The organism is Streptosporangium sp. NPDC023963, from assembly GCF_040639135.1.
Taxonomy (GTDB): domain Bacteria; phylum Actinomycetota; class Actinomycetes; order Streptosporangiales; family Streptosporangiaceae; genus Streptosporangium.
Window position 1 is genome coordinate 408296 of record NZ_JBEZZK010000005.1, and the last position, 24158, is coordinate 432453.

Genomic DNA, 24158 nt, shown 5'->3' on the forward strand with positions numbered 1-24158 from the left:
CGGACGACGCCGAGATGATCTCGGGCTCGCCGGCCGTCCGGTCCTCGCGACGGGGGGTTCGGGGGATCTTCCAGTGGCTGATGTTTTTGAAATTTAAAGGATAAGGCATGACAATTCGGGCGCTCGGTTGATAAATCTGACTAGAGAGGTCTCGTCATCGCGGCCCGGACGTGTTGCTCTTGACTGTGTACGGACGGGAGCCGGGTATCCGGCCGCGGGAGGTGATCGTTTCCGGAGAACGGGGTAGTAGTAGGGTCGCGTGCGATTCGCCGCATCCGTAGGGGTTGCGGCCTGCTGTTACGGAGACGACTGGAACGGTCCGGGGTGGTGACTCCGGACTGGAACGGGCTTCCTGCGAGGAGGTGCTGAGCGTGGCCTCGGGCCCCCACGACCCGCGCTCGCGAGAGTGGCCGGCGGACGACGACGGCGTTCACGACGATGCTGTGCACGAAGGCGGGTCCCAGGAGTCCCACACGTCCCCGCCGACGATCCAGCACTCCCCGCCGGGCCCCGCCGACGACGGGGCGCGAGGGCGCCCCATGGCCTCCCCGTGGATGCTCCCGCCGTTCGCGGCACCCACCCCGGACGACGGCGAGCCGCCCCGGGCCCGCCCCGAGGGACTGGGAGGCGAGCGCCGCCGCCCGTACGCCCGCCCCTACGGCCCCGCACCCCAGCCTCCCGCCCGGCCCGCCGGACCGCCGCCCCCGCAGGAGCCTCCCGCCGGCCCTGTCGCCGCCGATCCCCCGCCCGCGGAGGAGGGGCCCGCGGAGGAGAGGCCCGCGGGGCCGGGACGCCACGCCACGCCCGAGCAGGGGCGGCCGCGTCTGGTGGACCGTCCGGATCTCCTGGTCGCCTCCGGGCCGGCTCCCGAGCGCAGGGGCAGGAGAAGGGCGCAGCGCCCCGATCTCCTGGTCGCCTCGGCGCCACCCCGGGAGCCGGTGAGGGACGAACGGACGGAGCCTTTGCCGCCACCCGCGCCCGAGGACCGGATCAGGGTCGAGCCGAGCATCGCGGCGACGCCGGAACCGGCTCCGGAACCCGGCCCCGAGCCCGGGACGGAAACCGGAGCGCGGGCCAGGCCGGACGCCGGTCCGGATCGCGGATCGGCGCCCGGCCCCGGACCCGGGTGGACTGCCGGGCCCGAGCGGTCCTCCGTGCCGGTCGAGGACGACTTCGAACCCGTACGCCGGGTGGGGCGCCCGCCCGGTGGCAGGCCCGCCAGGCCCGACCTGCTCGTCGCGCAGGGCCCGCCCGACAGGCGGGGGCCGAACGGCGGGCGGCACCACCGCCCGGCCAGCGCGCCCTCCGCCGTACGCCGTTCCACCCCGACCAGGCGCAGGCGCGGCCGGGGCCTGGTGATCCCGTTCCTGATGGTCATGGTCCTCACCGTCGCGGTCGGCGGCGGCCTGGTCCTGTGGGGCTGGGTGAGCAGCCCGTTCGCCACCGGTCTCCGGCTGGTCGGCGACGAGGTGAGCTCGGGCGACGACAACTTCGTGCCGCAGGCCGGTGTCGGCGGCAACGGATCCAACCAGGTGCTCAACGCGGTGGCCTCGGTGGGCTCCGTCATGGTCGCGGTCGGCAGCGACACCACCAGCCCGGTCCCCAGACCGCTGTTCCTGGTCTCTCCCGACGGCGGCGCGACCTGGCAGCTGGGCAAGGTGACCGGCCCGGAGGGGTACGAGACGGGACCGACCACGGTGGGCCGGGTGGCGGGCGGCGACGGCCTCTGGCTGGCCGCGGGAAACGACCCCCTCGGCTCCGGGCACGGCCTGTGGACCAGCTCCGACGGCCAGGGCTGGACCGCCGCCGACCCCGGCGAGCTGGGCGCCTTCACGCGCGGGGACAAGATCATGGATCTGGCCAGGACCGCCTCCGGGTTCGTCGCGGTCGGCGCGGCCGTACTGGAGGACGGCACCACCGGGGCCGTCGCCTGGGTCTCCCCGGACGGGCGGGCCTGGGACCGGGTGGAGACCCGGGAGATCGGCATGCCGGACAAGGTGCGCGGCATCAAGGCGGTCGTCGCCAGGGGGGACGCCGTCGTCGCGCTGGCGGACCCGGCCCAGGGCCAGTCCACCTCGGTCATCCTGCGCTCGGCCGACGGGGGCAGGAGCTGGCAGCGGACCGGTACCGCGCTCAACGACGTCGTCCCGGAGCCGGGCGCGCTGGCCGTGGCCGCCGGGGGGTTCGTGCTCGTACCGACCCAGCAGCGCAGCGACAAGGGCGAGGTCCGCGTCTACTGCTCGCCCGAGGGCGCCGACTGGAAGGCCTGCGGCACCATCACCGGCCTGGGGCCCGAGGGCACGGGCGTCAAGCGCCTCGCCTCCTCCTCGGCGGGGGTGGCCGCGGTCGTCGAGTCGGGCTTCGAGCGCTACACCGTCCACACCAGCGAGGACGGCCGCGACTGGAGCAGGACCACCGACCTCGGCGAGGTGCCGGGCTCGCTGCGGGCGCTCGCGCTGTCCGACACCGGCACGCTCGTCGTCGGCGGCGACGAGCGCGCCGCCGACGTGGACAACCGGGTGGTCCTCATCACCGCGCCCAAGGGCGGCGAGCCGAGACCGGTGCCCCTGAGCGGGATCCAGGGCCTCGCCAGAGCCGCCCGCGAGACGGCCAGGGTGGCCGCGGGCGACGGCAGGTTCGTCGCGGTCGGCGCGGTCTCCGGCGACGCCGGGATCTGGAGCAGCGCGAGCGGCGAGAACTGGAAGGCGGGCGGCCCGGCGCAGCTCCTCGGCGGCCCCAGGCGGCAGGCGCTCGCCGACGTCGCGCACGGCAGGCGGGGCTGGCTGGCGGCGGGCAGCACGATGACCGACGCCTCCTCCACCGAGCCGTTGCTGCTCACCTCCTCCGACGGGCAGAGCTGGCGCAGGGTGCCGGTGCTGGGTCCCCTCGCCCCGGCGGGCGACCACGACTTCCTCGCCCCGCACGCGGTGGCGGCGGGGCCGTCCGGCTACGTCATCGCGGGCGAGGACCGCGGGCCCGCCGCCACCGTGCCCGTCCTGTGGTTCTCCACCGACCTCAAGCGCTACTCCAGGGCGGCCAAGCTTCCCGCGGGCGGTACGGGGGTGCGGCTGCACGACGTCTCGGCGACCTCGTCCGGGTACGTGGCGGTCGGCGGCACCGGCACGGCCGAGCGCGAGACCGGGGTGGTCTGGGTGTCGGCCGACGGGGTCAACTGGACCGCGCGCAAACCGGTCCTGCCCCCGGGGGCGACGTCCGCGGGCCTGCGGCACGTGGTCCTGTACGGCGGGTACGTCGTCGCGGCGGGCACGGCCAGGACCGAGGACGGCGTGAAGGCCTTCGGCGCGGTGTCGGACGACAACGGGGCGAGCTGGGAGTTCTCCTGGTTCCCCGCGGACCGGGCGTCCGCCGTCCAGGACCTCGCCGCGACGCCGGAGGGCGTGGTGGCCGTCGGCTGGCACGGGGCGCCGGGAGCCGGAGACAGCGCGGCCTGGACCTCCGAGGACGGGCTGAAGTGGCAGCGCCACACCCCGAGCCAGGGCAGCCTGGACGGCGACGGCGCCCAGTGGCTCGGCGCGGTGGCGGTCTCCGGCGGCCAGGTGGTGGCCCTGGGCCGCTCCACCACCTACAGCGCGGACCACCTCACCCTGTGGCGCTCCACGCTCACCTCGTCGCGATGACGGGCAGGCGCCGGGAAACGCCGGCAAGCGCCGGCAAGCACCGGGGAGCGCCGGGGAGCACGGCGCCCCGGGCTCGCGGCGGTCCCGTGACCGGACCCCGCGAGCTCACCCGGGCGCGATGACCGCCCACTCGACCAGCGCGTCCAGCAGGCCCGGGGCGAGGGGGAGGCGCGCGAGCTCCCCGGGGGCGAACCAGCGGGCGTCCGCGGCGTCGTCCCCGGCGGCGAGCGTGCCACCGGAGACGACGGCGAGGTAGTCGCGGATCTCGTAGACGGCGCCGCCGGGGCCGGGGCGGTCGACGGTCCCGGCCAGGAGCCCGGGGACGACCGTCAGGCCGGTCTCCTCGAGGACCTCCCTGACGACCGCCTCGGGATCGGACTCCCCGGGTTCGACCCGCCCGCCGGGGACGGACCACAGGCCCTCACCGGGCGGCCGGCCACGGCGGACCAGGAGCATCCGCCCCGAGCCGTCAAGGATGATCGCTCCGACACAATTTACGCGCACGTGGAAAAGATTACGTTGTGATAACGACCAAGCCTCTTGACGGATGGCCCGCCGAAGAAGCAGCGTGGGTAGTCGTGAAAGCCGCCCCTACGTGCCCACGGTGTTTCGGCCCGCTTCGTCCGCCGAGTGCTTGGTCAAGCTCCTGGAGATGCGGTCCCCACGGCGATGTCCTGCCGTTCCAGCCACCCAGACCTCCGTCCTCCGCCGCGGTGGAGGCCGTCACCCGAGCTTCCCGCGTGCCCGTCTGGGTCCCCTGGCCGCTGCCCACGGGGTGGCTGGTCACGGGGTTCGGCGAGGTGGGCGACGAGCGCAGCGACGTGCGGGCCACCGTGGTCGCGCTCTCCGGTCCCTCGCTGATCCACGGTCCCGCCGACATGCTGATCATCGCCGAGGAGCCCGGAGTGGGGCTCGGCGCGGCGTTCGCGGGGCTGGAGGGCACCGATCCGGGGACCGGGTTCGACAAGGGCCCGCCGCACGCCAAGATCGCCGTCAGGGGCCATCCGGCCGCCCTGTGGTGCGTCACCGCGGCCCCCGACCGGGCCGTCTACGCGGGTGAGGCGCTGGGAAACTGGTTCTGGGCGGTGGTGTGGCCGGCCGAGGCCGGTTACCTGATCACCCTGGCCGAGCTGTCCCTGCGCGACCTGCGCGACCAGGACCAGACCCTCGACCTGCCCTTCGGGGCGTTCTCCCCGCGTCTGGACGCCCCGGCACCCTGAAACCGCCCGCGCGCCCGCCTCCCCGCCCGGGCCGCCCTCGCCCTCCCCGCCCGTTCCCTCTCCGGAGCCTTGACCCTCGCGTCCGAACCGGAAGGCGGGGTGAGGCAGTAAAGTTCGGAAGCGTGACAGCGCGTATCGAGCGAGTGGTGACCGAGGGCGTCGTCGATGTCGACGGCGTCGAGCACAAGGTCGAGAACAACACGTGGATCCTGGGTGACGACGAGGATGTCATCGTCATCGACGCCGCGCGCGACGCGGAGAAGATCCTGGAGAAGGTCGGCGAGCGGGAGGTGCTGGCGATCATCTGCACCCATGGCCTGCCCGACCACGTGGGCGCGGCCATCGAGGTCGCGGCCAGAGACGAGGCGGTGGTCGCACTCCACCCGAAGGACCGGCCGCTGTGGCGGCTGACCTGGCCCGACACCTGGCCGGACATCGACATGGAGGACGAGGGCCTGTTCGAGGTCGGCGGCGTCCAGCTTGAGGTCATGTCCACCCCGGGCATCTCCCACGGCGGCGTCTCGCTGTACTGCGAGGCCCTTGACGTGGTCTTCACCGGCAAGACCCTCCAGGCCGACGGCCCCGGCAGGATCGGCGGTGAGTATCCCGCCCTGGCCGACCAGCTGACCGCCATCGGCGGGCGCCTGTTCACCCTGCCGCACCGCACCCGGGTGCTGCCCGCGCACGGCGAGGAGACCACCATCGGCGATCTGGAGCCCCAGTTCGACGCCTGGCTCTCCGGCTCGCTGACCCGCGGCCCCGAGGCGCCGGAGGAGGAGGGTCCGCTGACCGACGGCACGCGCGCGGCGGGAATCCGGCTGAATCCCCGGAACGACCTGCTCTAGATGGACCAGCTTCCCCTGGAGGGCATGCCGCGGCGGCTCTACGCCTGCACGCCGTCGCGGCTGAACAACTGGCTCGACTGCCCCCGCCGCTACCGGTTCACCTACATGGACCGGCCCACGCCGCAGAAGGGCCCGCCGTGGGCCCACAACAGCGTGGGCGCCAGCGTGCACAACGCCCTGGCCGCCTGGTGGCGCGAGCCGTACGAGCGGCGCACGCCCGAGGTCGCGGCGAGCCTGCTCACCAGGGGATGGATCAACGAGGGGTTCCGCGACGCCGAGCAGTCGCGGACCTGGCGCGACCGGGCCGGGGAGATGGTCTCCGGATACGTGGCGAGCCTCGACCCGTCCGCCGAGCCGGTCGGCGTCGAGCGCACGGTCGCCACGCGCACCTCCGTCGTGGCGCTCTCCGGCCGCGTGGACCGGCTCGACCGGCGAGGCGAGGAGCTGGTCGTGGTCGACTACAAGACCGGCCGCCGCCCGCTGAGCACCGACGACGCCCGCTCCTCGCTCGCGCTGGCGGTCTACGCCATCGCCTCCTCCCGGATGATGCGCCGCCCCTGCCACCGGGTCGAGCTGCACCACCTGCCGACCGCCTCGATCGTGGAGTGGGAGCACACCGACGAGTCGCTGGCCCGCCACCTGGGCCACGCCGAGGAGATCGCCGTCGAGGCCTCCGAGGCCGACGAGCGCTACAGGGAGTGGTCGGCCACCACCCGGCCCAAGGGGACCGCCCCGCCCCGGGCGCGCGGCGAGGGCGACCGCACCCCGCCCGCGGTGCCCTCCGAGATCGACGCGGTCTTCCCGCCCCGTACGGGCCCGCTGTGCTCGTGGTGCGACTTCCGCCGCCACTGCCCCGAGGGCCAGGCCGCGGGCGACGACCGCGAGCCCTGGGCCGCTCTCGCCGACTGAGCCGCGAGACCCGCCCGGCCGTGCTCGAGGCTCGCGCCCGGCTCGGCGGACCGGCCGCCGAACCGCACGGCGCCCGGTGCCGGGCCCGGGGCCCGGCCCCCGGGGCCGCGGGGTCGCATTCGCGAGAGCGTGTCGCCGGTGCCGTCAGGAGGGCCGGGACGGCCAGCGGCGCGGGTCGGTCAGTCCCCTGAGCCCTCCGGCCATGTCGTAGCCCGCCGCGCCGAGCCGCTCGCGCGAGGCGGCGAGCATCTCGCGGGTGGCCGGCATGAACGCCCGGTCGTGGACACGTTCGGGAAGCGCGCCCACGGCCAGCCGGAACGCCCTCAGCGCCGCGGTCACCGCACCCGGCGGCACCTCGGGCAGCACGCCGTACATCCGCCTGGCCCAGCCGGGCAGCGCGTAGTAGCAGAGCGCCCCGAAGGGGAAGTAGGCGGGTTTGCCGGGGGTGAGGGCGCGCAGCCCGGCGGGCAGGCGCGGCCACATCAGGAAGCGGACCGTGGACACGGCCTCGGGGGTGACCCTCAGCAGCGGGCGCGTCGCGGCGAAGTAGTCGTCCAGCTCCGCCACGGAGCCGGGCACGTCCTCGGCGTGCAGGCCGACGTAGGTGGCGCTGCGGCGCTGCTCGGCCAGGTAGCGGTCGGCCTGGCGGTCGTCGAGCCCCAGGCCCGCCCGCCGTGCCACGGACAGGTAGGAGGAGACCTCCGCGCAGTGCACCCACAGCAGCAGCTCCGGGTCGTCCACCCGGCGGACCCGGCCGGTGCCGGGGTCGTCGAAGCGCAGCCGCCGGTGGATCCCCCGGACGCGGCGGCCGATCTCGTCGGCCTCCGCGGGACTGCCGAAGGTGACCCTGCCCACGAAGTCGGCCGTACGGCGGAGCCTCCCGAACGGATCCCGCCGGAAGTCGGAGTTCTGCCAGACCCCGCGCATCGCGAGCGGGTGCAGGGCCTGGAGCATGAGACCGCCGACCCCGCCGATCCACATGGAGCGGTCGATGTGCACCAGCCACGTCACGGTGTGCGGGGGCTGGACGACGATGTCCTCGATGCTCGCCATGGTCGGCACATGGTTACACGGCGGCCGGCGACCCGTCCAACGGGACCGCCCCGGCCGGTCAGCTCCTCAGACGGCTCTCGGCGGCGTTCCAGAAGCGGATGAGGGCGGCGGCCGTGGTCTCCGGGGCCTCCACCGCCGGGGAGTGGGCCGCGCCGGGGACGACCACGCAGTCGGCGTCCAGGCGGCGGGCCATCTCCGACTGCATGCGCGGCGGCCAGCCGTCGTCGTGCTCGCCGTACAGGACCAGGGTGTCGACCCCGACCTGGGTGAGCTCGTCGCACCGGTCCTGCGCGGAGAGCACCTCCTCGGTCATCGTGAGCATGCCGACGGGCGAGTTGGCGAACAGCCGCTTGCGCAGGAAGGCGATGATCTCGTCGGACACCCCCGAGGCCAGGGCCTCGGGCTCCATCCGGGTGTGCCACAGGTGCTCCAGGCCGACGCCGGGCAACTCCGAGATCATGAAGCGGCCCGCGCGCTCGCGAGGCCCGACGATCGCGCCGGGCCCGGAGCTCATGAGCGTGTAGGACACGAACCGGGTGCGGCCGTCGATGACCGCCTCCCGGGTGACCAGGCCGCCGAACGAGTGGCCGACCAGGTGGATCGGGCCGCCGTGGCCGATCACCTGGGCCAGGACGTCGACGTCGTTGCCGAGCGCGGCGCAGGTGTAGGCGCTCCTGTCGTCAGGGCCGCTCGTCTCGAACTGGCCGCGCATGTCGATCGCGACGACCTGACGGCCCGACTGCGCGAGCGTCTGCAGGACCGCGATGAAGTCTTCCTTGCTGCCGGTCAGGCCGGGAACCAGCAGGGCGGGCCACCGCTCGGGGATGCCGCTGACGGGCAGGGCCTCCAGTACGGCGAAGGCGCCCACCGCCGTCTCGATCTGGCGAGAGCGGACGCCAGGAGGCAGGGTCAGAAAACGCGGCGTACTCACGTGGCCCCACGATACCTCTCTTGGTGACATCGCTCCGTGCGTCCGGAAGGGGCCGGGAGCGTGAAAAGGGGCGCCACCGACATGGTCGCGCCCCTTCTCATGGTGACACTTGCTAGTTGGGGCGACGCGTTCCCCGCTGCTGCTGGCCGCCGCGCACCGGCGGGCGGCGACGGCTCTGCACGCGTTCCGAGGCCGCCGAGGGGGCGATCTCGTCGTCGTCCGACGCCAGGTCCGGCGACTTGAAGATCACCGCGAACGGGCTCGGGGGAATGATCTTCTCGGGCTGCGGCCGGGGCTTGGAGGCCTCCACCACGGGTTCGTCGTCCCAGCGCTCTGCCATGGTGTCGTCGTCCTCTCCGCGATCCGTGAACTCCGCCACCCGCTCCTCGGCCCACGACGGAGCCGGAGGGGCCTCCGCGATCGCCGGGGTCGCCGGGATGTCCGCCGGCTGCTCGCGCCTGCCACGGCGCTGCCGGCGAACCGGCTCCTCCGCCGCGGGCTCGGCGTGAACCGGGGCCAGCGGGGCCACCGGGTCCGCCGGGGCCTCTGCCGTCGTGCCGACCAGGCTCACCTCGGGGTTCAGCCCGGCCTTGCGAGCCCGGCCCCTGCGGGGCGCGGTCTCGGCGGGCTGCTCGTCACGGACGTCCCTGCGGGGTGCCACGTTCGTCTCCACCTCGGCGATCTCGACGACAGGGGGCTGAACCTCCTCGGCCACGACCGGCGCGGGGATCTCCTCGCCGGTACGGCCTCCGCGGGTGCGACGGCGCTCGCGGGACGTGCGCGCGGGGCGCTCGCGGCGCTCCTCGCGATCGTCCTCGCGTCCCCTGCGGGAGTCGTCCTCGCGCCCCTTACGGGGAGCGCGGGAGCGGATCCGGCCGGTCTCACCGAGATCCTCGACCTCCTCGGCGGCCAGGCCCGCCCGGGAGCGGTTGGCGCGCGGCAGCACGCCCTTGGTGCCCTCGGGGATGCCCAGGTCGCTGAAGACGTGCGGGGAGGTCGAGTAGGTCTCGACCGGCTCGGGGAAGGGGAGCGAGAGCGCGTTGTTGATGACCTTCCAGCGAGTGAGGTCCTCCCACTCGACGAAGGTCACCGCGACGCCCGTCTTGCCGGCCCGGCCGGTGCGGCCGATCCGGTGGACGTACGCCTTCTCGTCCTGCGGGCAGTCGTAGTTGACGACGTGGGTGACGTCGTCGACGTCGATGCCGCGCGCCGCGACGTCGGTCGCGACCAGCACGTCGATCTTGCCGTTGCGGAAGGCCCGCAGGGCCTGCTCGCGCTGGCCCTGACCGAGGTCTCCGTGCACGGCCGCGGCGGCGAAGCCGCGCTCCTTGAGCTGCTCGACGACCATGTCGCAGGCGCGCTTGGTCTCACAGAAGATCATCGTGAGCCCGCGGCCCTCGCACTGCAGCAGCCGGCCGACGATCTCGATCTTGTCCATCCGGTGCGTGCGCCAGACGAACTGCGTCGTCTGCGGGGTCGCCTCGGCCTCGATGTCGTTGTTCTCGGCCCGCACGTGGGTGGGGCGGGTGAGGTAACGCCTGGACAGGGCGACGATCTCGCCCGGCAGGGTCGCGGAGAACAGCATCGTCTGCCGCTCCGCGGGGATGAGCTTGATGATGCGCTCGATGTCGGGCAGGAAGCCCAGGTCGAGCATCCGGTCGGCCTCGTCGAGGACGAGCGTCCCGATCTGGCTGAGGTCGAGGTGCTTCTGCTTGACCAGGTCGAGCAGGCGGCCCGGGGTGCCGACGATGACGTCGACGCCCTGCTTGAGCGCCTCGATCTGGGGTTCGTAGGCGCGCCCGCCGTACACGGTGAGGATCCGCGAGCCGAGCTTGCCGGCCGCCGTCACGAGGTCCTCGGTGACCTGGACGGCGAGCTCGCGGGTCGGTACGACGACCAGCCCGCGGGGCTTCTTGCGGTTCTTCCTCGGCTTGCCGACACGTTGCAGCATCGCCACGCCGAAGGCGTAGGTCTTGCCGGTGCCGGTGCGCGCCTGGCCGATGATGTCCTGGCCGTTGAGGGCCAGGGGGAGTGCCATTTCCTGGATCGGGAACGGCGCGATGATGCCCTCGGTCTCAAGGGCATCGGCGATCTCTGGGGTGACTCCGAGGTCTCGGAACGTCGTCAGCTTGGCCTGCCTAAATCTCCGTTGAAGGCAGGCCTGCCGGGACCACGGGCAGAAAACGTGTTCCCCGTGCCGGGTCCTCGCGGAAGGTCCAGCCCTCTCATGTCATCAGCGACCGCTGCGGCGTCACGCCGACTTTTGGGGGCGTCCGGGAGTGGATATCCCGGATTAACACGGTGCGGTCGCACTTTCACAGAGCAGTGTACTCGATACCACAACGGAGAACCGATTTCTTCTTGTTCCTGGTGAATCGCGAGGTCGCTCAGCTCGTAGGCTGCGTCCATGAGCGATTCCCCTCCCGGCGTCTCCGACCTGCTCGGTGTCCTCGCCTACGCCGAGCTGACCGCCTTCCTCAGACTCGCCGAGGACGCCACCAGGTACGCCCCCTCGCTGACCGACCGGGCGGCCCTCGGCGGCCTCGCGGCGGCCGAGTACGCGCACTTCGAGTTGCTCCGCGACCGGCTCGCCTCCCTCGGGGTGGATCCCGAGGAGGCGATGGCGCCGTTCACCGGGCCGCTGGACGACTGGCACGCCCTGACCTTCCCCGGAGACTGGCTGGAGGCTCTGGTCAAGGCGTACGTCGGCACGGGGATCGCGCTCGACTTCTACCGCGAGGCGGCCATCGGCGTGGACGACGAGACGCGGAGCCTCGTCGACGAGGTCCTCGCGGACGAGGGGCGGTCGCAGTTCGCCGTCGAGAGGGTCCGCGCGGCGCTCCAGGAGGATCCCAGACAGGCCGGGAGGCTGGCGCTGTGGGCCAGGCGCATGGTGGGGGAGGCGTTGAGCCAGGGACAGCACGTCGCCGCCGCCAGGCCCGAGCTCGCGGCCCTGCTGGTGGAGGCGGCCGGGGAGGACATCAGCCGGATGTTCGCCCGGCTGACCGAGAAGCACGGCCAGCGGATGGCCGCCCTGGGGCTGACCCCGGGCCCGTAGCGCGGCGGCCGGGCCTCCACCGGCCTTCCGGCCGTCGTGACCGCCGCTCCCGCCCGGCGGGACCGGACGCGGGCGACGCCCCGGGTGCCGGACGCGGGCGACGCCCCGGGGCGGGTCCGCCGTGGTGACGAACCGGTGCTTTCCGCCCCGTCACGTGGGAGAGTCCGCTTCACCTTTGGCCTGAACGCCGGAGCACTGCGGACGAATCCGGTAGCGTGCGGGACATGAGGGCCTCGCGCCGCTATGGCAGTTCCTTGACGAGATGTGGGCCGAACCGCTGGACTTCGCGTCCCGTGCTGCGCAGGGGAGGCGGGGGCTGTCCGGCCATCAGCCGGGGGCGGGAGCATCTCCGCCGTGTCAGGCGCCCGCGCTGCTGCGGGCTCGGCGAGCGGGACGAGTGCTCGGGCGGCTGAGGGCCACGCTCGCGCCGGATCCGCGGACCGCGCCATGCCGCGAAGGACGGCCTGGCGCGAGCCCGGAATCCGTCAGAGCGTGCCGCCGAAGCCGACGGGGCGCGCCTCCTCCTCGCCGATCTCGATGAAGCCGAGTGAGGCGACCGGGACGATGATCTTCCGGCCGTTGACGTCGGTGATGGTGAAGACACCGCTGCCGGACGAGAGGGCGGCGCTGATCTCGCTCTCGAGCTGCTCGGCGGTGAGGTCGGTCTCCACTACGAGTTCACGGTGTACGGAACGTACGCCGATCTTGATTTCCATCGTGCTCCCTTTCGATGAGGGTTGCTCGTCCCATGGTCGCCCCACAGGGGGGCCGACGCGCCGGTTGATCGCGCCAAGCGAACAGATGATCGCGTCAAGCGAACGGCCGGTCGGGGGCCGGGGACGCCGGAGGATCGCCGAGACGCCCGGCGAGGGCGCGGGAAAACCGGCCCGGGCCGGCGCGGGAGCGCGGGTGACGCCCGGGGTCCCTCAGTGGTCGGCGACGGTGCGGGGGAAGCCGGAGATGCCGCGCCACGACAGGCGGGCGATGAGCTGGGTGGCCGCGTCCTTGGGGATGGAGCCGTTGCTGCTGATCCAGTAACGGGCGCTGACCTCGGCCATGCCGACGAGCCCGACGCCGAGCAGGCGCGCCTCGTCGCTGGAGCAGCCGGTGTCCTCCTGGATGACCTGGCTGATCATCTCGGCGCTCTCGCGGAGGTTGCGCTCCATGCGCTGGCGGACCGGGGCGACGTTACGGAGATCCGACTCGAACACCAGCCGGAACGCCTCACCCTGGCTGGAGACGAAGTCGAAGAAGGCGCCGATCGCGGCCTGGACGCGCTGCTTGTTGTCCGTGGTGGAGGCGAGGGCGTCGCGACAGCGGGTGATCATGTCGTCCACGTGCAGGTCGAGCAGGGCCAGGTAGAGCTCCTGCTTGCCGGGGAAGTGCTGGTAGAGGACCGGCTTGCTGACCCCCGCCCGCTCGGCGATCTCGTCCATCGCGGCCGCGTGGTAGCCGTTCTCCACGAACACCTCCTGCGCCGCGCTGAGCAACTGGCGGCGGCGGGCCGTCCGGGGCAGCCGGGTGCCCCGGGGCTTGGCGTCCGGGGTGGCGGTCACGTGGTCTCCTCGTGTCAAGCTCCTGGCGTCTGTGGCCATCCTACGCGTGGGTAACCCGGGTCAGCGATAATCGTCCTCGTCGAGCTCGACGGTGCGCCGCTGCTCGAAGGCGTCCGCGGGATCGGCCTCCAGGGGGATGGAGTCGGGCCACTCCGGCTCCTCCTCGCGCACCGTGCGGCTCTGCTCGGCGGCGTCGGCGGGGTCCACCTCGGCCGGGAGGTCGACGGGCGCCTCGGAGCCGTTCTCGCGCACCGGCCGGTGCTGCTCGGCGGCGTCGGCCTCGGGCGTCTCGACGGAGAGCTCCTCGGGAAGGTCGTCGACCGTTTTCCCGTGCGATGTGTCGCCGCGCGCGTTCATATGTCTGACATCCCCTGTCGTCATCCGGGCTTCGGCACGTTCTCTCTCCTCACCCGGTTCCTGCAAACGTCGGACATCGCCCAGCGTACGACCTCGGATGCCGCGCGCCGAGAAAGACGCGGCATCGGATTGCCCATGGCGGCACCTGCCACGTCGACGGCGTCTCGCATCCGCGCGGAGGTGTTTCGAACATGAGTGCGACGCCGGTGAGATGTCCGGCCGGGAGGACCGTGTCGGGAGGCCATGAGGTGTGCGCGCCGCCTGAGGCGGAAGGGGGCGAGCTGCTCCAGAGTGGGCAGGCGGCCCGAGGGGGAGGGCGGGGGAATGCCGGCGGGGGCTTCTGCGCCGGGCGTCGGATGTCTCGGATATGACAGTGTCTCGGATATGACAGGGCGGGGGCCCGCGGTCGGAAAACCGCGGAGCCCCCGCCTGCAATTCGTGAGAAATGAAAACTCGCACTGTGTCGAGAGCCGGAATCCGGGAAATCTGTCCCCGGCCTTCCGTGCTCACCGTTCTGATCGGCGTTTCTCCGTGGAGGAACGCGACCCTGGTGGATACGGGACCTCTACTCTGCCGTCACGGTTCCGGAGCCGCTCGGAAAAGCGGTTCCAGCCGTTTCCGGTGTCGTGTTCCGATCCCGTGTCAAGCGTGGATCAGGACGCGACCGGCGGCGGGCCCAGGGGCGGTCCGGGAGGGCCGGGAGGCCTGCTGTCGGTCTCCGTCAGAGGCACGAGGCGGTCGGAACGGGTCTTGTTCTCCAGGCGGTTGCGGTTGCAGTTGTCCTGGTCGAGAGTCAGCCTGAAGCGGTGGTGAGTACGACGGTAGTGGTGGCGGCGGCCGCAGCAGCCGCCGCCGCCCCAGGTGGTGAAGGTGCCGGCGGTGACCGCGGTGGTCATCGCGTTGGCGCTCGTGACGGTGGTCGCCGCGCCCATGGCGACGACCCCGCCGGCCAGCGCCGTGCTGATCGCGAGCCCTGCGAGCACACTCTTGAACTCGGGCATTGCGTTTCCCCCTTGAAAGGATTGATTTACCAATTTTTGACATTTTCCGTATGAGTCGGAAATTGCCAGAGATGGTTAGAGATGGCCGATGATGAGCCATCCCTGGTTGTCATAGTTTCCTCGCATGTCTGCCGACAAACAGAGATCGAAGGCTTTTACCCTACTCTTAGCTATTTATCGTCGACGTTGGATACTTATTGATCGCTTTAAAGTGAAATGTATTTAATGTCGGATTTGTTCTTCGGGGCGGAGAAGTAGGGGGCCGGGTACCGGCGGAAGGCGAGCCGGTGCCGCTCGCGCCATGTCCTCTCGGTCCTCTCGGTCCTCTCGTGTGCCGCTCGGTGTCGCCGCGGGGCCTCGGCTCCGGGAGGCGGTCCGGGGCGTCCAGGAAGGGGCGGGAAGGGGGCGGGAAGGGGGCCGGCCTCCGCCGCGGGGGATCCGCCGGCGTACTTCGGCTTCCAGGTGGTGGAGACGGGAGTTCCGAGGTGGTGGGGAACGGAGGGCGGGGTGCGCCGGAAATGAGGTGTGCCAGAAATAGGGCATAACGTACGAAAGCCCCGCGGTCCGGAAACCGCGGGGCCTCGCTTGTGACTTCGTGAAATGAAGAACTCGCACTGTAGGTGAGGGTCAGGCTCCTGGGGATATCTCCTCAGGCTCCCGCTGTCGCCGTTCGACCGATGTCTCCGGGTGGGAAGCCCGGCCGTGGCGGATACGGGGATCCTGTCCCTCCGTCACGGTCTCGAAGCCGCGGACGATCGCGGATCCGGCCGTGAGTGAGCTCGTCCCGTGGCCACGCCCCGGTCGGGGTGTGCGGCCTCGGGCCGACGACTAGCTGACGCCCGCGCCGAGGAGCGGCACGATGCGGTCGCTGCGGTTGTCGTTGAACAGCTCGTTGTCGTTGTTGTTGTGGTTGTTGATGATCAGCCTGAAGCGCTTGCGGCTGTGGTGACGGTGGCAGTGGCCGCCGCCGCCGCAGCAGCAGCGACGCCCGCCGTAGCCACCGCAGGTCGGGAAGGCTGCGGCGGTGACCGTGGTGGTCATCGCGTTGGCGCTCATGACAGTGGTCGCCGCGCCCATGGTGACGATCCCGCCGGCCAGTGCCGTGCTGATCGCGAGCCCTGCGAGGACACTCTTGAACTTGGGCATTGCGTTTCCCCCTTGGAAGGACTAATTACCCCTGTTTTCGACATTTTCCATATAAACCGGAAAACATCAGAGATGGCCGGTGATGAGCCATCCCTGGTTGTCATAGTTTCCTCACATGTCTGCCGACAAACGGACATCGAAGGCTTTTGCACTCCTCTTAGCTATTTATCGTCGATGTTGGATGCCTATTGGTCGTTTTGAAATGAAATGTATTTAATGTCGGATTTGTTCTTTGAAAACGGGAGCAGGGGGTGGGACGCCGTCCGCCGGTGAGCAGGTGTGACCCTCACGTGCCGGCGCTGAGGCGGTGGGGACCGGGCGGGGCGGGGGGCGGAGTGTCAGGCGGTGGCGGGAAAGGCGGTCCTCGGGAAGCCGGAGGACGCGCGAAGGCCCCGCGGTCCGGAAACCGCGGGGCCTCGCTTGTGACTTCGTGAAACGAGAACTCGCACTGTGTCGAGGGTCAGGGTCCTGGGGATCTCTCCTCAAGTTTCCGCTGTCGCTGTTTGGCCGGCTTCTCTGGGTGAGAGGCGGCGCCGCGGCGAATGCGGGAGTCCTGTCCCTCCGTCACGGTTTCGAAGCCGCCGGAAATCGCGGATCGAGCCGTGAGTGGTCCTGTCCTCTGACGGTGCCGCGCCTCCGCGGGGACGCGCGACTCCGGGCCTGGCGACTAGTCTTCGTCGCCGCCGAAGGTCAGGGGCCGGAGACGGTCGCTGCGGTTGTCATTGCGCAGGTAGTTGTCGTTGTTGTTGTGGTTGTTGATGATCAGCTTGAAGCGGTGGTGGCTACGACGGTGGTGGCGGTGGCCACCGCAGCAACGGCCGCAGCCGCGACGCCAGCCGCAGCCGCCGCCCCAGGTCGGGTAGGCGGCTGTGGTGATCGCGGTGGTCATCGCGCTGGCGCTCGTGACGGTGGTCGCTGCGCCCATGGCGACGGCTCCACCGGTCAGCGCCGTGCTGATCGCGAGCCCTGCGATGACACTCTTGAACTTGGGCATGCGTTTCCCCCTTGAAATGATCGGTTACCCCGATTTTCGACATTTTCCGCATAAGGCGGAATTGCCAGAGATGGCCGGTGATGAGCCATCCCTGCTTGTCATGATTTCCGCCCATGTCTGGTGAGAAACGGGAATCGAGGGGTTTTGCTATCCTCTTATCTATTTATGGCACGTGTTGAACTCTTATTAGTTGTTTTGAAGTGAAATGTCCCTAATGTCGTTTTTGTTCATCGAGGGTGAGCGGGGTTCGGCTGCCGGTGCCGCGCTCGACGAGCGGGGGGCGGGGCGGAAACACCACCGGTCTAATGCTGATAAATCGTGCAATAAAAGACATCTGGGGAAAATGGGCTTATGTGTCTTTTGTGATACCCGGAGGCTGTTGCCTGGCATGGTGCGAGCCGAACTATCGTGGAAGGCAGTGGAACGACAGGAGGAGGCGCGGTGAACAGCCCAATCCCCATCTGGCAGGGCGAGATGATCGACCTCGGCGACCAGCGGGTCCACGTGCGGTCGACGCCGCGAGGGCCCGCCGAGACCGCCGTCTACGTGCACGGTCTCGCGGGTTCCGCGACCAACTGGACCGACCTGATGGACGAGCTGTCCGGAGTGGTGACCGGGCACGCCCTCGACCTGCCCGGCGCCGGATACTCGCCGGAGCCGCCCGGCGGCGACTACTCCGTCGACGCCCACGCCCGGACCGTCACCGCCCTGATCGAACGGGTCTCCGGCACCCCCGTCCACCTGTTCGGCAACTCCCTGGGCGGCGCCGTCTCGGTGCGGGTCGCCGCCACCCGCCCCGACCTGGTCCGCTCGCTGACCCTGATCTCGCCGGCCCTGCCCGACCTCCTGCCCCGGTCCGGCCCGGCACGGGTGGCGCTGTCCACCGTGCCCCACATCGGCGAGTGGGCGGCGAGCCGGCTCACCCTCGTGCCCGCCGAGCGCAGGCTCGGCGTCACGCTCGCCCTGTGTTACGCCGACATCGAGCGGATCCACCCGGACCGGCTCAAGGAGGCGGCCGACGAACTGCGCCGCAGGGACGGCCTGCCGTACGCGGTGGAGGCGATGATCAACTCGGCCCGCGGCATCGTCGCCGAGTACTTCAGGCGCGGCGAGACGAACCTGTGGCGGCAGGCGGCCATGGTGACCGCGCCCACGCTGGTCATCCACGGCCGCCACGACCGCCTCGTCAACCCCCGGATGGCCGCCCGCGCCGTCCGGACGTTCCCGAACGTGCGGCTGATGCTGCTGCCCGACGCCGGGCACGTGGCCCAGATGGAGTTCCCCGAGCGGGTGGCCCGCGCGGCCCGGCTCCTGATCGCCGAGACGGTCCTCGCGCCGGTTGGGGAATGACAGGGGCATCGGGTTAGGTTGTGAGGAAGGCGTGCTGCGCCAGCCGCATCAAGGACCCCTGAAACGGGAGCAGAACTGTGTCGTTGCCACCGCTGGTAGAGCCGGCAGCCGAACTGACCGTCGACGAGGTGCGTCGTTACTCGCGCCACCTGATCATCCCTGACGTCGGCATGGCCGGGCAGAAGCGCCTGAAGAACGCCAAGGTGCTCTGTGTGGGCGCCGGAGGCCTGGGTTCCCCCGCGCTGCTCTATCTCGCGGCCGCGGGAGTGGGCACGCTTGGCGTCATCGACTTCGACGTGGTCGACGAGTCCAATCTCCAGCGGCAGGTCATCCACGGCCAGTCCGACGTCGGACGCCCCAAGGCCGAGAGCGCCGCCGACAGCGTCAGGGAGATCAACCCGCTGGTCAAAGTGGTCGTCCACAACGAGGCTCTCACCACCGACAACGTGATGGAGATCTTCGCCGCCTACGACCTGATCGTGGACGGCACCGACAACTTCGCCACCCGCTACATGGTCAACGACGCGGCCGTCCTGCTCGGCAAGCCGTACGTCTGGGGCTCGATCTACCGCTTCGACGGCCAGGCCAGCGTCTTCTGGGCCGAGCACGGCCCCTGCTACCGCTGCCTCTACCCCGAGCCCCCGCCGCCCGGCATGGTCCCCTCGTGCGCCGAGGGCGGCGTGCTCGGCGTGCTGTGCGCGTCGATCGGCTCCATCCAGGTCAACGAGGCCATCAAGCTCCTCGCGGGCATCGGCGAGCCGCTGGTCGGCCGCCTGATGATCTACGACGCCCTGGAGATGAACTACCGCTCGGTCAAGGTCCGCAGGGACCCCGAGTGCGTGCTCTGCGGCAAGAACCCGACGGTCACCCAGCTGCTCGACGACTACGAGGCGTTCTGCGGCGCGGTCTCCGAGGAGGCCCAGGAGGCCGCCTCCGGCTCCACGATCACCGCCGCCGAGCTCAAGTCCTGGCAGGACAAGGGCGAGAGCATCTACGTGATCGACGTCCGCGAGCCGAACGAGTACGAGATCGTGTCCATCCCCGGCGCCGTGCTCATCCCCAAGGGCGAGTTCCTCAACGGCTCCGCGCTGGAGAGGCTGCCGCAGGACAAGAAGATCGTCCTGCACTGCAAGTCCGGTGCCCGCTCCGCCGAGGTCCTCGCGGTCGTCAAGAGCGCCGGCTTCTCCGACGCCGTCCACGTGGGCGGCGGCGTGCTCAGCTGGATCAAGACGGTCGACCCGAGCCTGCCCGCTTACTGAGAAACCGAGCCTGCCCGCTTACCGAGAAACCCGAGAACCCGCGCGACCCGCGCCCCGTGGAGCACCCGCTCCGCGGGGCGCTCGCCGCTCAGGGGCTCCGCGGGGGTTCCGCCGAGGTCACCAAGTCCTCTCCACACTGACGGATCTGGACGGAACGGCGGATGACACCCGCCACACCGCATTAAGGTCGGGGACGTGAATGAAGTCCCACGTCAGCGGCGGCGTTCATGGCCGACGCTGGTCGTGGCTTCCGCCCTGACGCTGCTCTGCGCGATCGTGGCCGGGGTGGCGAGCAGTGCCGCCGCGACGGAACTCACCCGGGGGCCGACCCAGGCGGAGCTCGACCGGGCCGCCCTCGACGAGGTGGCCAGGCGCTGGCAGGCCTGGCCCGCCGGGCGCGTCTTCCCCGAGACCGTCCCCTACGCCGCGGAGCAGGGTGGTGAGGAGAAGGCCCGACGGGTGGGCATCTCGCCGGAGACCCGCTGTGACGGCGCGGTCGACGCCAGGTTGCGCAAGGTGCTGCGGCGGGCGGGCTGCCTGGGCATCCTGCGGGCCACCTACATCGACGCGCTCCAGGGGATCGTGGTGACCGTCGGCGTCGCGGCCTTCGCGGACGAGTTCGACGCCACCAGGGCCAAAGCGGCTCTGCCCAGAGGCGGCGGTCCCTCGCCCGGCCTGAGGGCGCTGGCCTTCCGCGGCACCGTGACCGACCGGTTCGTCTCCGCCGGACGCCAGGCGGGCCTCGTCCGGCAGGCGGGCCCGTACGTGGTGATGGCCACGGTCGGCCAGACCGACGGCCGGCCCGCCAGGGCGGTCGGCGAGCAGCGGCCGACCCTGTTCGCGTTCACCGGGGACATCGCCGACCGCATCCTCGCCGATCTGTCCATGCCCGCCCACCCCGACTGCGTCTCCACGGAGTGGCGATGCTGACCACGCCCCGACGCCCTCCCGCCGCCGGTCCGTCCGCGAGGGCGGAACCGAGGGGGCCGGGGGACCCGGCGGTGCCGGTGGCGACGTTGACCTTGAGGGCGTTGAGGGCGTTGAGGGCACTGGGGAAAGCGGTGACGCGGACGGTGCCGGTGGTGCTGACGGCGGTGGTGGTGCCGGTGGTCCTGGTCCCGGTTCCGGCCGCGCGGGCCGACGACGTCAGGGACAGCCAGCGGGAGGTGCTGCGGACCCTCGACCTGCCCGCCGCCTGGCGGATCTCCGAGGGCAGGGGCGTGACCGTGGCCGTGCTCGACTCCGGGGTGGACCGTGACCACCGTGACCTGGTCGGTTCGGTGACCGAGGGCAAGGACTTCACGGCCGGGGCGAACCCGCCGGGGGTGAGCCCCCTGAGGCTGCACGGCACGTACATGGCGTCGCTGATCGCCGGGCACGGCCACGGGCCGGGCGGGGCCGACGGGGTGATCGGAGTCGCGCCCCGCGCGAGGGTGCTGTCGGTACGGGTCATCCTGGAGGACGAGGAGCCGGGTTTCCGGGAGTTCAACACCGCCGAGCGCTACGAGAACGTGGTGGCCAGGGGCATCAGGCACGCGGTGGACCGCGGCGCCGACGTGATCAACATGTCGATCTCCAAGGAGCTGGCGACCAGGGAGGAGCGGTCGGCGATCCGCTACGCGATCTCCAAGGGGGTCGTGCTCGTCGCGGCGGCGGGCAACGAGGGCGCCGGGAAGCCGGACGCCAGCGGCCACGCCCCCTACTCCTACCCGGCGGCCTTCCCGGGAGTGGTCTCGGTCGCCGCGACGGACCGCGGGCTGCGCCGGGCCTCGTTCTCCAACCGGAACCCCTCGGTCCTGGTGGCCGCGCCGGGGGTGGACATCCTCGGCGCCGGTCCGGGGGACGAGTACTGGGTCGGCCGGGGCACCTCCCAGGCGACCGCCCTGGTCTCGGGGGTTGTCGCCCTCATTAAGGCCAAATATCCAAAAATGTCGCCCGTGCTGGTCGTGCAGGCGATCACCGAGGGGGCCACCCGGCGGCCCACGGGCGGCTACGACACCGGTACGGGCTTCGGCGTGGTCAACGCGACCCGGGCCCTCGCCGCCGCCGCCAGGATCTCCCGGCACACCCTCACCGCCGAGGGGGCGGGGGGACACGACCCCGCTCGCCCGCTGGGCGTGGCGGCCGAGCCGGTGCGGGTCGTCCACCGCGACCGGGACCGGATCACCCTGTACGGCGGCGTGGCCGTGGCCGCCGGGTTCGGCGCGGTCGTCTCCCTGATCGCGCTCGCCGTGTTCGTCGGCCGTACCCGCTCGTCGGAGGCCTTCGACGAGCCCGGGCCAGGCCCGGCCGCGGCCCCCTGGCCGTGAGCTCCCGGCGGTGCCGGGCGAGCCTCCGAGACCCGGTCCGGCCACGGAGAGTGCCGCGAAAATACCCGCCGCCGATAGGGCGGAGAGGTCCTTCGACGTAGCATCGGAGTATGTCGCAGCAAGGGCGGTCCCAGGAGCCGGAGCGGCCTCTGGGAACCCCCGCCCCCCGCGCTCGCGGCGGCTGGCCGCCGTCAGGCTCCCGGGTGGGCGGCATCGGCGGGTCCGGCGGTGGCCGGATCCGGCGGGCGTCCGCGCCGGGCTCCGCGGCCAGGCGGACCCGCGTGCGGGCCTGGCCGGCGGCGGGGCGCGACCGCGCGGCGGTCAAGCGGACCGAGCTGGCGACCCTGGAACAGGGCATCCGCTTCCGTACGATCTTCCTGATCCTGATGGGCACGATCCTCGCCATCGCCGCCACCAACGTGCTGACCGGTACGGTCGGGCTGGTGCGGGAGACGAGTTCGCGCCCGCTGACCGCCGCCGAGCAGGCCCGCTACATCCAGGACGACATCGCCAGGCGCTGGCACACCTGGACCGCCGACCTGGTCTTCCCCGTCGAGCTGCAGTACCTCGGCCTCGGCAGGGTCCAGCAGTACGCCCGCAGGGTCGGTCTCGCCCCCGAGGTGGCCTGCGCGGCGGGAACGGACGCGCCGGTGGGCTCGGTGCTCTCGGAGTACGGCTGCCGCACCCTGCTGCGGGCCACCTACGTCGACCAGACGTCCTCCTTCGCCTTCACCGTGGGCATCGCCGTGCTCGACGACGAGGAGCGGCGGATCGCCGCCTCCGCGCAGCTGGCCGTGGACGATCGGGTGGGGGTGCGCCCCGTGGCCTTCCCCGGCACGGCGACCGAGCTGTTCGGGGCCGCGCAACGCCAGCGCAACGCCTGGGTGGGCGTCGGCCCCTACATCGTCTTCTCCACCGCCGGCTACACCGACGGCCGCACCCGGCAGGCGGTCGCCCCCGAGGAGATCCTGCACAGCGAGCTGTGGCCCACGGCCCAGGCGGTCGCGGGGCGCATCGCCCGCGCCCTGGGCGACGAGCCCAGCGCCGTGCCCCAGTGCACCCAGGGGAACGTGTGCTGAGGCGGCGCCTCTGGGCGGCGGGAGCGCTGGTCGCGCTCTCCGTGGCGGGTCCGGTCCCGGTCGCCGCCCCGGCGACGGCCATCTCGGCGCTCGCCGGGTCGTCGTCGTCCGTTCCACCCTCGCCGTCCGTGTCGACCGCGCCGCCCGAGCCGGTGCCGTCGGAGTCGGCTCCACCCGAGCCCGCGCCTCTCGAGGGCGCCGCGGACGTGCGCGAGGACCAGCGCTGGGTGCTGGAGATGCTCAACGCCGAGGAGGCGTGGAAGGTCACCAAGGGGTCGGGCGTCATCGTGGCACTGGTCGACAGCGGGGTGGACGACCAGGTCGCCGAGCTGCGGGGACGGGTGATCTCCGGGCCCGACATGGGGTCGATCAGGTTCGACAGGGACACCCCGGACGCCGGGCGGCACGGCACCGCGATGGCCTCGCTCATCGCCGGGGCGGGCAAGGGGCGGGAGGGCCTTCTCGGCGTCGCGCCCGAGGCCAGGATCCTCTCGCTGCCGCTGATCGTCGAGGAGCGGCCCGAGGACGGGTCCGCCCTGCCCGAGGAGGACCTGCGCTCGCGCAGCGACAGCCCCCTGGCCCGCGCGATCCGCTACGCCGTCGACCACGGGGCCAAGGTCGTCAGCATGTCGCTGGGCGCGTACGGGCCGCACCGGAGCGAGCGGGAGGCGGTCTCCTACGCGCTGTCCCGGGGGGTGGTGCTCGTCGCCGCCGTGGGCAACGACGGCGAATCCCAGTACTCCATGGACAACGCCACCTCCTTCTGGAACTTCCCCGCCGGATACTCGGGGGTCATCGGGGTGGGCGCGGTCGACGACCTGGGCAAGCCGGCGACGTTCAGCAGCGACAACCTGTCGGTCATGGTCTCGGCGCCGGGCGTCGACGTGCCGGTGGTCGTTCCCGGCGGAAAGTACGGATCGTCGGAGGGGACCAGCTCGGCGACCGCGCTGGTCGCCGGGGTCGCCGCCCTCATAAAAGCAAAGTATCCGGATATATCACCGCAAATGGTGTCGCAGGCTCTCACCTCCACGGCGACGGCGGGTCCCGCCAACGGCTATGACGACCACATCGGGTTCGGTGTCGTCGACGCCGCGGCGGCCCTGGCCAAGGCGGGCCGGCTGGTGGCCGGCGCGGCGGAGGTCCCGGTGCCCGACGGCAAGCGCTTCGGTGACGGCACCCTGCCCACCGAGCCCAGCAGGCCGGGCCCCGAGCCCGTGCGCCTCTGGCTGTACGGCGTGGGCCTCGCGGGCGGCCTGCTGGCGTTCGCGGGGGCCGTGGCGATGCTCAACCGGCACTCCGGCAGGGAAGGGCCGATGGCGGCGGCCTTCGAGCCGGTCCGGCGCGGTAGATCGCGAAGGTAACCGTAATTCGACTGCGATTCGAACGCGTTTTGGACACCGTTCGGATGCGGTAGCCCGGATGTCTGGATTCACGCCCCGGAAAACCGGGAACG

The 24158-nt window shown here is 71.7% G+C and carries 21 protein-coding genes; 11 read left to right on the forward strand and 10 right to left on the reverse strand.

What is annotated here, in order from left to right:
* Positions 1-371: 371 nt before the first annotated feature.
* Positions 372-3638: a hypothetical protein gene (locus AB0F88_RS19505; protein WP_362685379.1), complete on the forward strand. Its 3267-nt coding sequence runs from the start codon at positions 372-374 to the stop codon at positions 3636-3638.
* Positions 3639-3743: 105 nt separating this feature from the next.
* Here the strand turns inward: AB0F88_RS19505 and AB0F88_RS19510 are convergent, their stop codons facing one another.
* Positions 3744-4142 (reverse strand): NUDIX domain-containing protein, encoded by a 399-nt coding sequence (locus tag AB0F88_RS19510; protein WP_362685382.1) that lies wholly within the window; start codon positions 4140-4142, stop codon positions 3744-3746.
* Positions 4143-4216: 74 nt separating this feature from the next.
* On the opposite strand from AB0F88_RS19510, the gene AB0F88_RS19515 reads away from it, so the two are divergent.
* From AB0F88_RS19515 to AB0F88_RS19525, 3 genes are all read left to right on the forward strand, one after another.
* Positions 4217-4858 (forward strand): DUF6758 family protein, encoded by a 642-nt coding sequence (locus tag AB0F88_RS19515; protein WP_362685385.1) that lies wholly within the window; start codon positions 4217-4219, stop codon positions 4856-4858.
* Positions 4859-4980: 122 nt separating this feature from the next.
* Positions 4981-5703: an MBL fold metallo-hydrolase gene (locus tag AB0F88_RS19520; protein ID WP_362685388.1), complete on the forward strand. Its 723-nt coding sequence runs from the start codon at positions 4981-4983 to the stop codon at positions 5701-5703.
* Positions 5704-6612 carry a PD-(D/E)XK nuclease family protein gene (locus tag AB0F88_RS19525; protein ID WP_362685391.1) on the forward strand — a complete coding sequence of 303 codons (909 nt, stop codon included), beginning with the start codon at positions 5704-5706 and terminating at the stop codon, positions 6610-6612.
* A gap of 144 nt (positions 6613-6756) precedes the next feature.
* Here the strand turns inward: AB0F88_RS19525 and AB0F88_RS19530 are convergent, their stop codons facing one another.
* The 3 genes from AB0F88_RS19530 to AB0F88_RS19540 form a co-directional block, all read right to left on the reverse strand.
* Positions 6757-7665, reverse strand: a complete 909-nt coding sequence (locus AB0F88_RS19530; protein WP_362685394.1) for an oxygenase MpaB family protein — start codon at positions 7663-7665, stop codon at positions 6757-6759.
* 58 nt (positions 7666-7723) lie between these two features.
* Positions 7724-8596: an alpha/beta fold hydrolase gene (locus AB0F88_RS19535; protein ID WP_362685397.1), complete on the reverse strand. Its 873-nt coding sequence runs from the start codon at positions 8594-8596 to the stop codon at positions 7724-7726.
* Positions 8597-8708: 112 nt separating this feature from the next.
* Complete coding sequence (locus AB0F88_RS19540; protein WP_362685400.1) at positions 8709-10634, reverse strand: DEAD/DEAH box helicase; 1926 nt, start codon at positions 10632-10634, stop codon at positions 8709-8711.
* 369 nt (positions 10635-11003) lie between these two features.
* Between AB0F88_RS19540 and AB0F88_RS19545 the strand changes: the two genes are divergently transcribed.
* Complete coding sequence (locus AB0F88_RS19545; protein WP_362685403.1) at positions 11004-11654, forward strand: ferritin-like fold-containing protein; 651 nt, start codon at positions 11004-11006, stop codon at positions 11652-11654.
* A gap of 485 nt (positions 11655-12139) precedes the next feature.
* On the opposite strand, the gene AB0F88_RS19550 is transcribed toward AB0F88_RS19545, so the two are convergent.
* From AB0F88_RS19550 to AB0F88_RS19575, 6 genes are all read right to left on the reverse strand, one after another.
* The gene (locus tag AB0F88_RS19550) at positions 12140-12370 is read right to left on the reverse strand and encodes a DUF3107 domain-containing protein (protein WP_362685406.1); all 231 of its coding nucleotides are present in this window, start codon (positions 12368-12370) and stop codon (positions 12140-12142) included.
* 210 nt (positions 12371-12580) lie between these two features.
* A complete protein-coding gene (locus AB0F88_RS19555) occupies positions 12581-13210 on the reverse strand; it encodes a TetR/AcrR family transcriptional regulator (protein WP_362685409.1) in 630 nt (209 codons plus the stop codon).
* Between the two features lie 60 nt (positions 13211-13270).
* The gene (locus AB0F88_RS19560) at positions 13271-13567 is read right to left on the reverse strand and encodes a hypothetical protein (protein WP_362685412.1); all 297 of its coding nucleotides are present in this window, start codon (positions 13565-13567) and stop codon (positions 13271-13273) included.
* Between the two features lie 653 nt (positions 13568-14220).
* Positions 14221-14568: a hypothetical protein gene (locus tag AB0F88_RS19565; protein ID WP_362685415.1), complete on the reverse strand. Its 348-nt coding sequence runs from the start codon at positions 14566-14568 to the stop codon at positions 14221-14223.
* Between the two features lie 828 nt (positions 14569-15396).
* Positions 15397-15714 (reverse strand): hypothetical protein, encoded by a 318-nt coding sequence (locus tag AB0F88_RS19570; RefSeq protein ID WP_362685418.1) that lies wholly within the window; start codon positions 15712-15714, stop codon positions 15397-15399.
* A 667-nt stretch (positions 15715-16381) separates the two neighbouring features.
* Entirely contained in the window at positions 16382-16708 is a 327-nt protein-coding gene (locus tag AB0F88_RS19575; RefSeq protein ID WP_362685421.1) for a hypothetical protein, read from the reverse strand.
* A 441-nt stretch (positions 16709-17149) separates the two neighbouring features.
* Here AB0F88_RS19575 and AB0F88_RS19580 point away from each other — a divergent pair, with 441 nt between their 5' ends.
* The 6 genes from AB0F88_RS19580 to AB0F88_RS19605 all read left to right on the forward strand — a co-directional run bounded on the left by AB0F88_RS19580 (position 17150) and on the right by AB0F88_RS19605 (position 24066).
* A complete protein-coding gene (locus tag AB0F88_RS19580; RefSeq protein ID WP_362685424.1) occupies positions 17150-18058 on the forward strand; it encodes an alpha/beta hydrolase in 909 nt (302 codons plus the stop codon).
* Positions 18059-18135: 77 nt separating this feature from the next.
* Positions 18136-19317, forward strand: coding sequence for an adenylyltransferase/sulfurtransferase MoeZ (moeZ, locus tag AB0F88_RS19585; RefSeq protein WP_362685427.1), 1182 nt, complete (start codon positions 18136-18138; stop codon positions 19315-19317).
* A 195-nt stretch (positions 19318-19512) separates the two neighbouring features.
* Positions 19513-20247, forward strand: coding sequence for a hypothetical protein (locus AB0F88_RS19590; RefSeq protein WP_362685429.1), 735 nt, complete (start codon positions 19513-19515; stop codon positions 20245-20247).
* A 131-nt stretch (positions 20248-20378) separates the two neighbouring features.
* Positions 20379-21626, forward strand: a complete 1248-nt coding sequence (locus tag AB0F88_RS19595; RefSeq protein ID WP_362685432.1) for a S8 family serine peptidase — start codon at positions 20379-20381, stop codon at positions 21624-21626.
* A 110-nt stretch (positions 21627-21736) separates the two neighbouring features.
* Positions 21737-22705: a hypothetical protein gene (locus AB0F88_RS19600; protein WP_362685435.1), complete on the forward strand. Its 969-nt coding sequence runs from the start codon at positions 21737-21739 to the stop codon at positions 22703-22705.
* Entirely contained in the window at positions 22699-24066 is a 1368-nt protein-coding gene (locus AB0F88_RS19605) for a S8 family serine peptidase (protein ID WP_362685438.1), read from the forward strand. Before AB0F88_RS19600 ends, AB0F88_RS19605 begins: the two co-directional genes overlap by 7 nt.
* The last annotated feature ends 92 nt before the right edge of the window (positions 24067-24158 follow it).

Coding starts and splice junctions, on each gene's coding strand:
- AB0F88_RS19570 (WP_362685418.1), bottom strand. CDS start 15,714: ATGCCCAAGTTCAAGAGTGTCCTCGCAGGGCTCGCGATCAGCACGGCA.
- AB0F88_RS19575 (WP_362685421.1), bottom strand. CDS start 16,708: ATGCCCAAGTTCAAGAGTGTCATCGCAGGGCTCGCGATCAGCACGGCG.
- AB0F88_RS19600 (WP_362685435.1), top strand. CDS start 21,737: ATGTCGCAGCAAGGGCGGTCCCAGGAGCCGGAGCGGCCTCTGGGAACC.
- AB0F88_RS19525 (WP_362685391.1), top strand. CDS start 5,704: ATGGACCAGCTTCCCCTGGAGGGCATGCCGCGGCGGCTCTACGCCTGC.
- AB0F88_RS19545 (WP_362685403.1), top strand. CDS start 11,004: ATGAGCGATTCCCCTCCCGGCGTCTCCGACCTGCTCGGTGTCCTCGCC.
- AB0F88_RS19530 (WP_362685394.1), bottom strand. CDS start 7,665: ATGGCGAGCATCGAGGACATCGTCGTCCAGCCCCCGCACACCGTGACG.
- AB0F88_RS19565 (WP_362685415.1), bottom strand. CDS start 14,568: ATGCCCGAGTTCAAGAGTGTGCTCGCAGGGCTCGCGATCAGCACGGCG.
- AB0F88_RS19550 (WP_362685406.1), bottom strand. CDS start 12,370: ATGGAAATCAAGATCGGCGTACGTTCCGTACACCGTGAACTCGTAGTG.
- AB0F88_RS19560 (WP_362685412.1), bottom strand. CDS start 13,567: ATGAACGCGCGCGGCGACACATCGCACGGGAAAACGGTCGACGACCTT.
- AB0F88_RS19540 (WP_362685400.1), bottom strand. CDS start 10,634: ATGGCACTCCCCCTGGCCCTCAACGGCCAGGACATCATCGGCCAGGCG.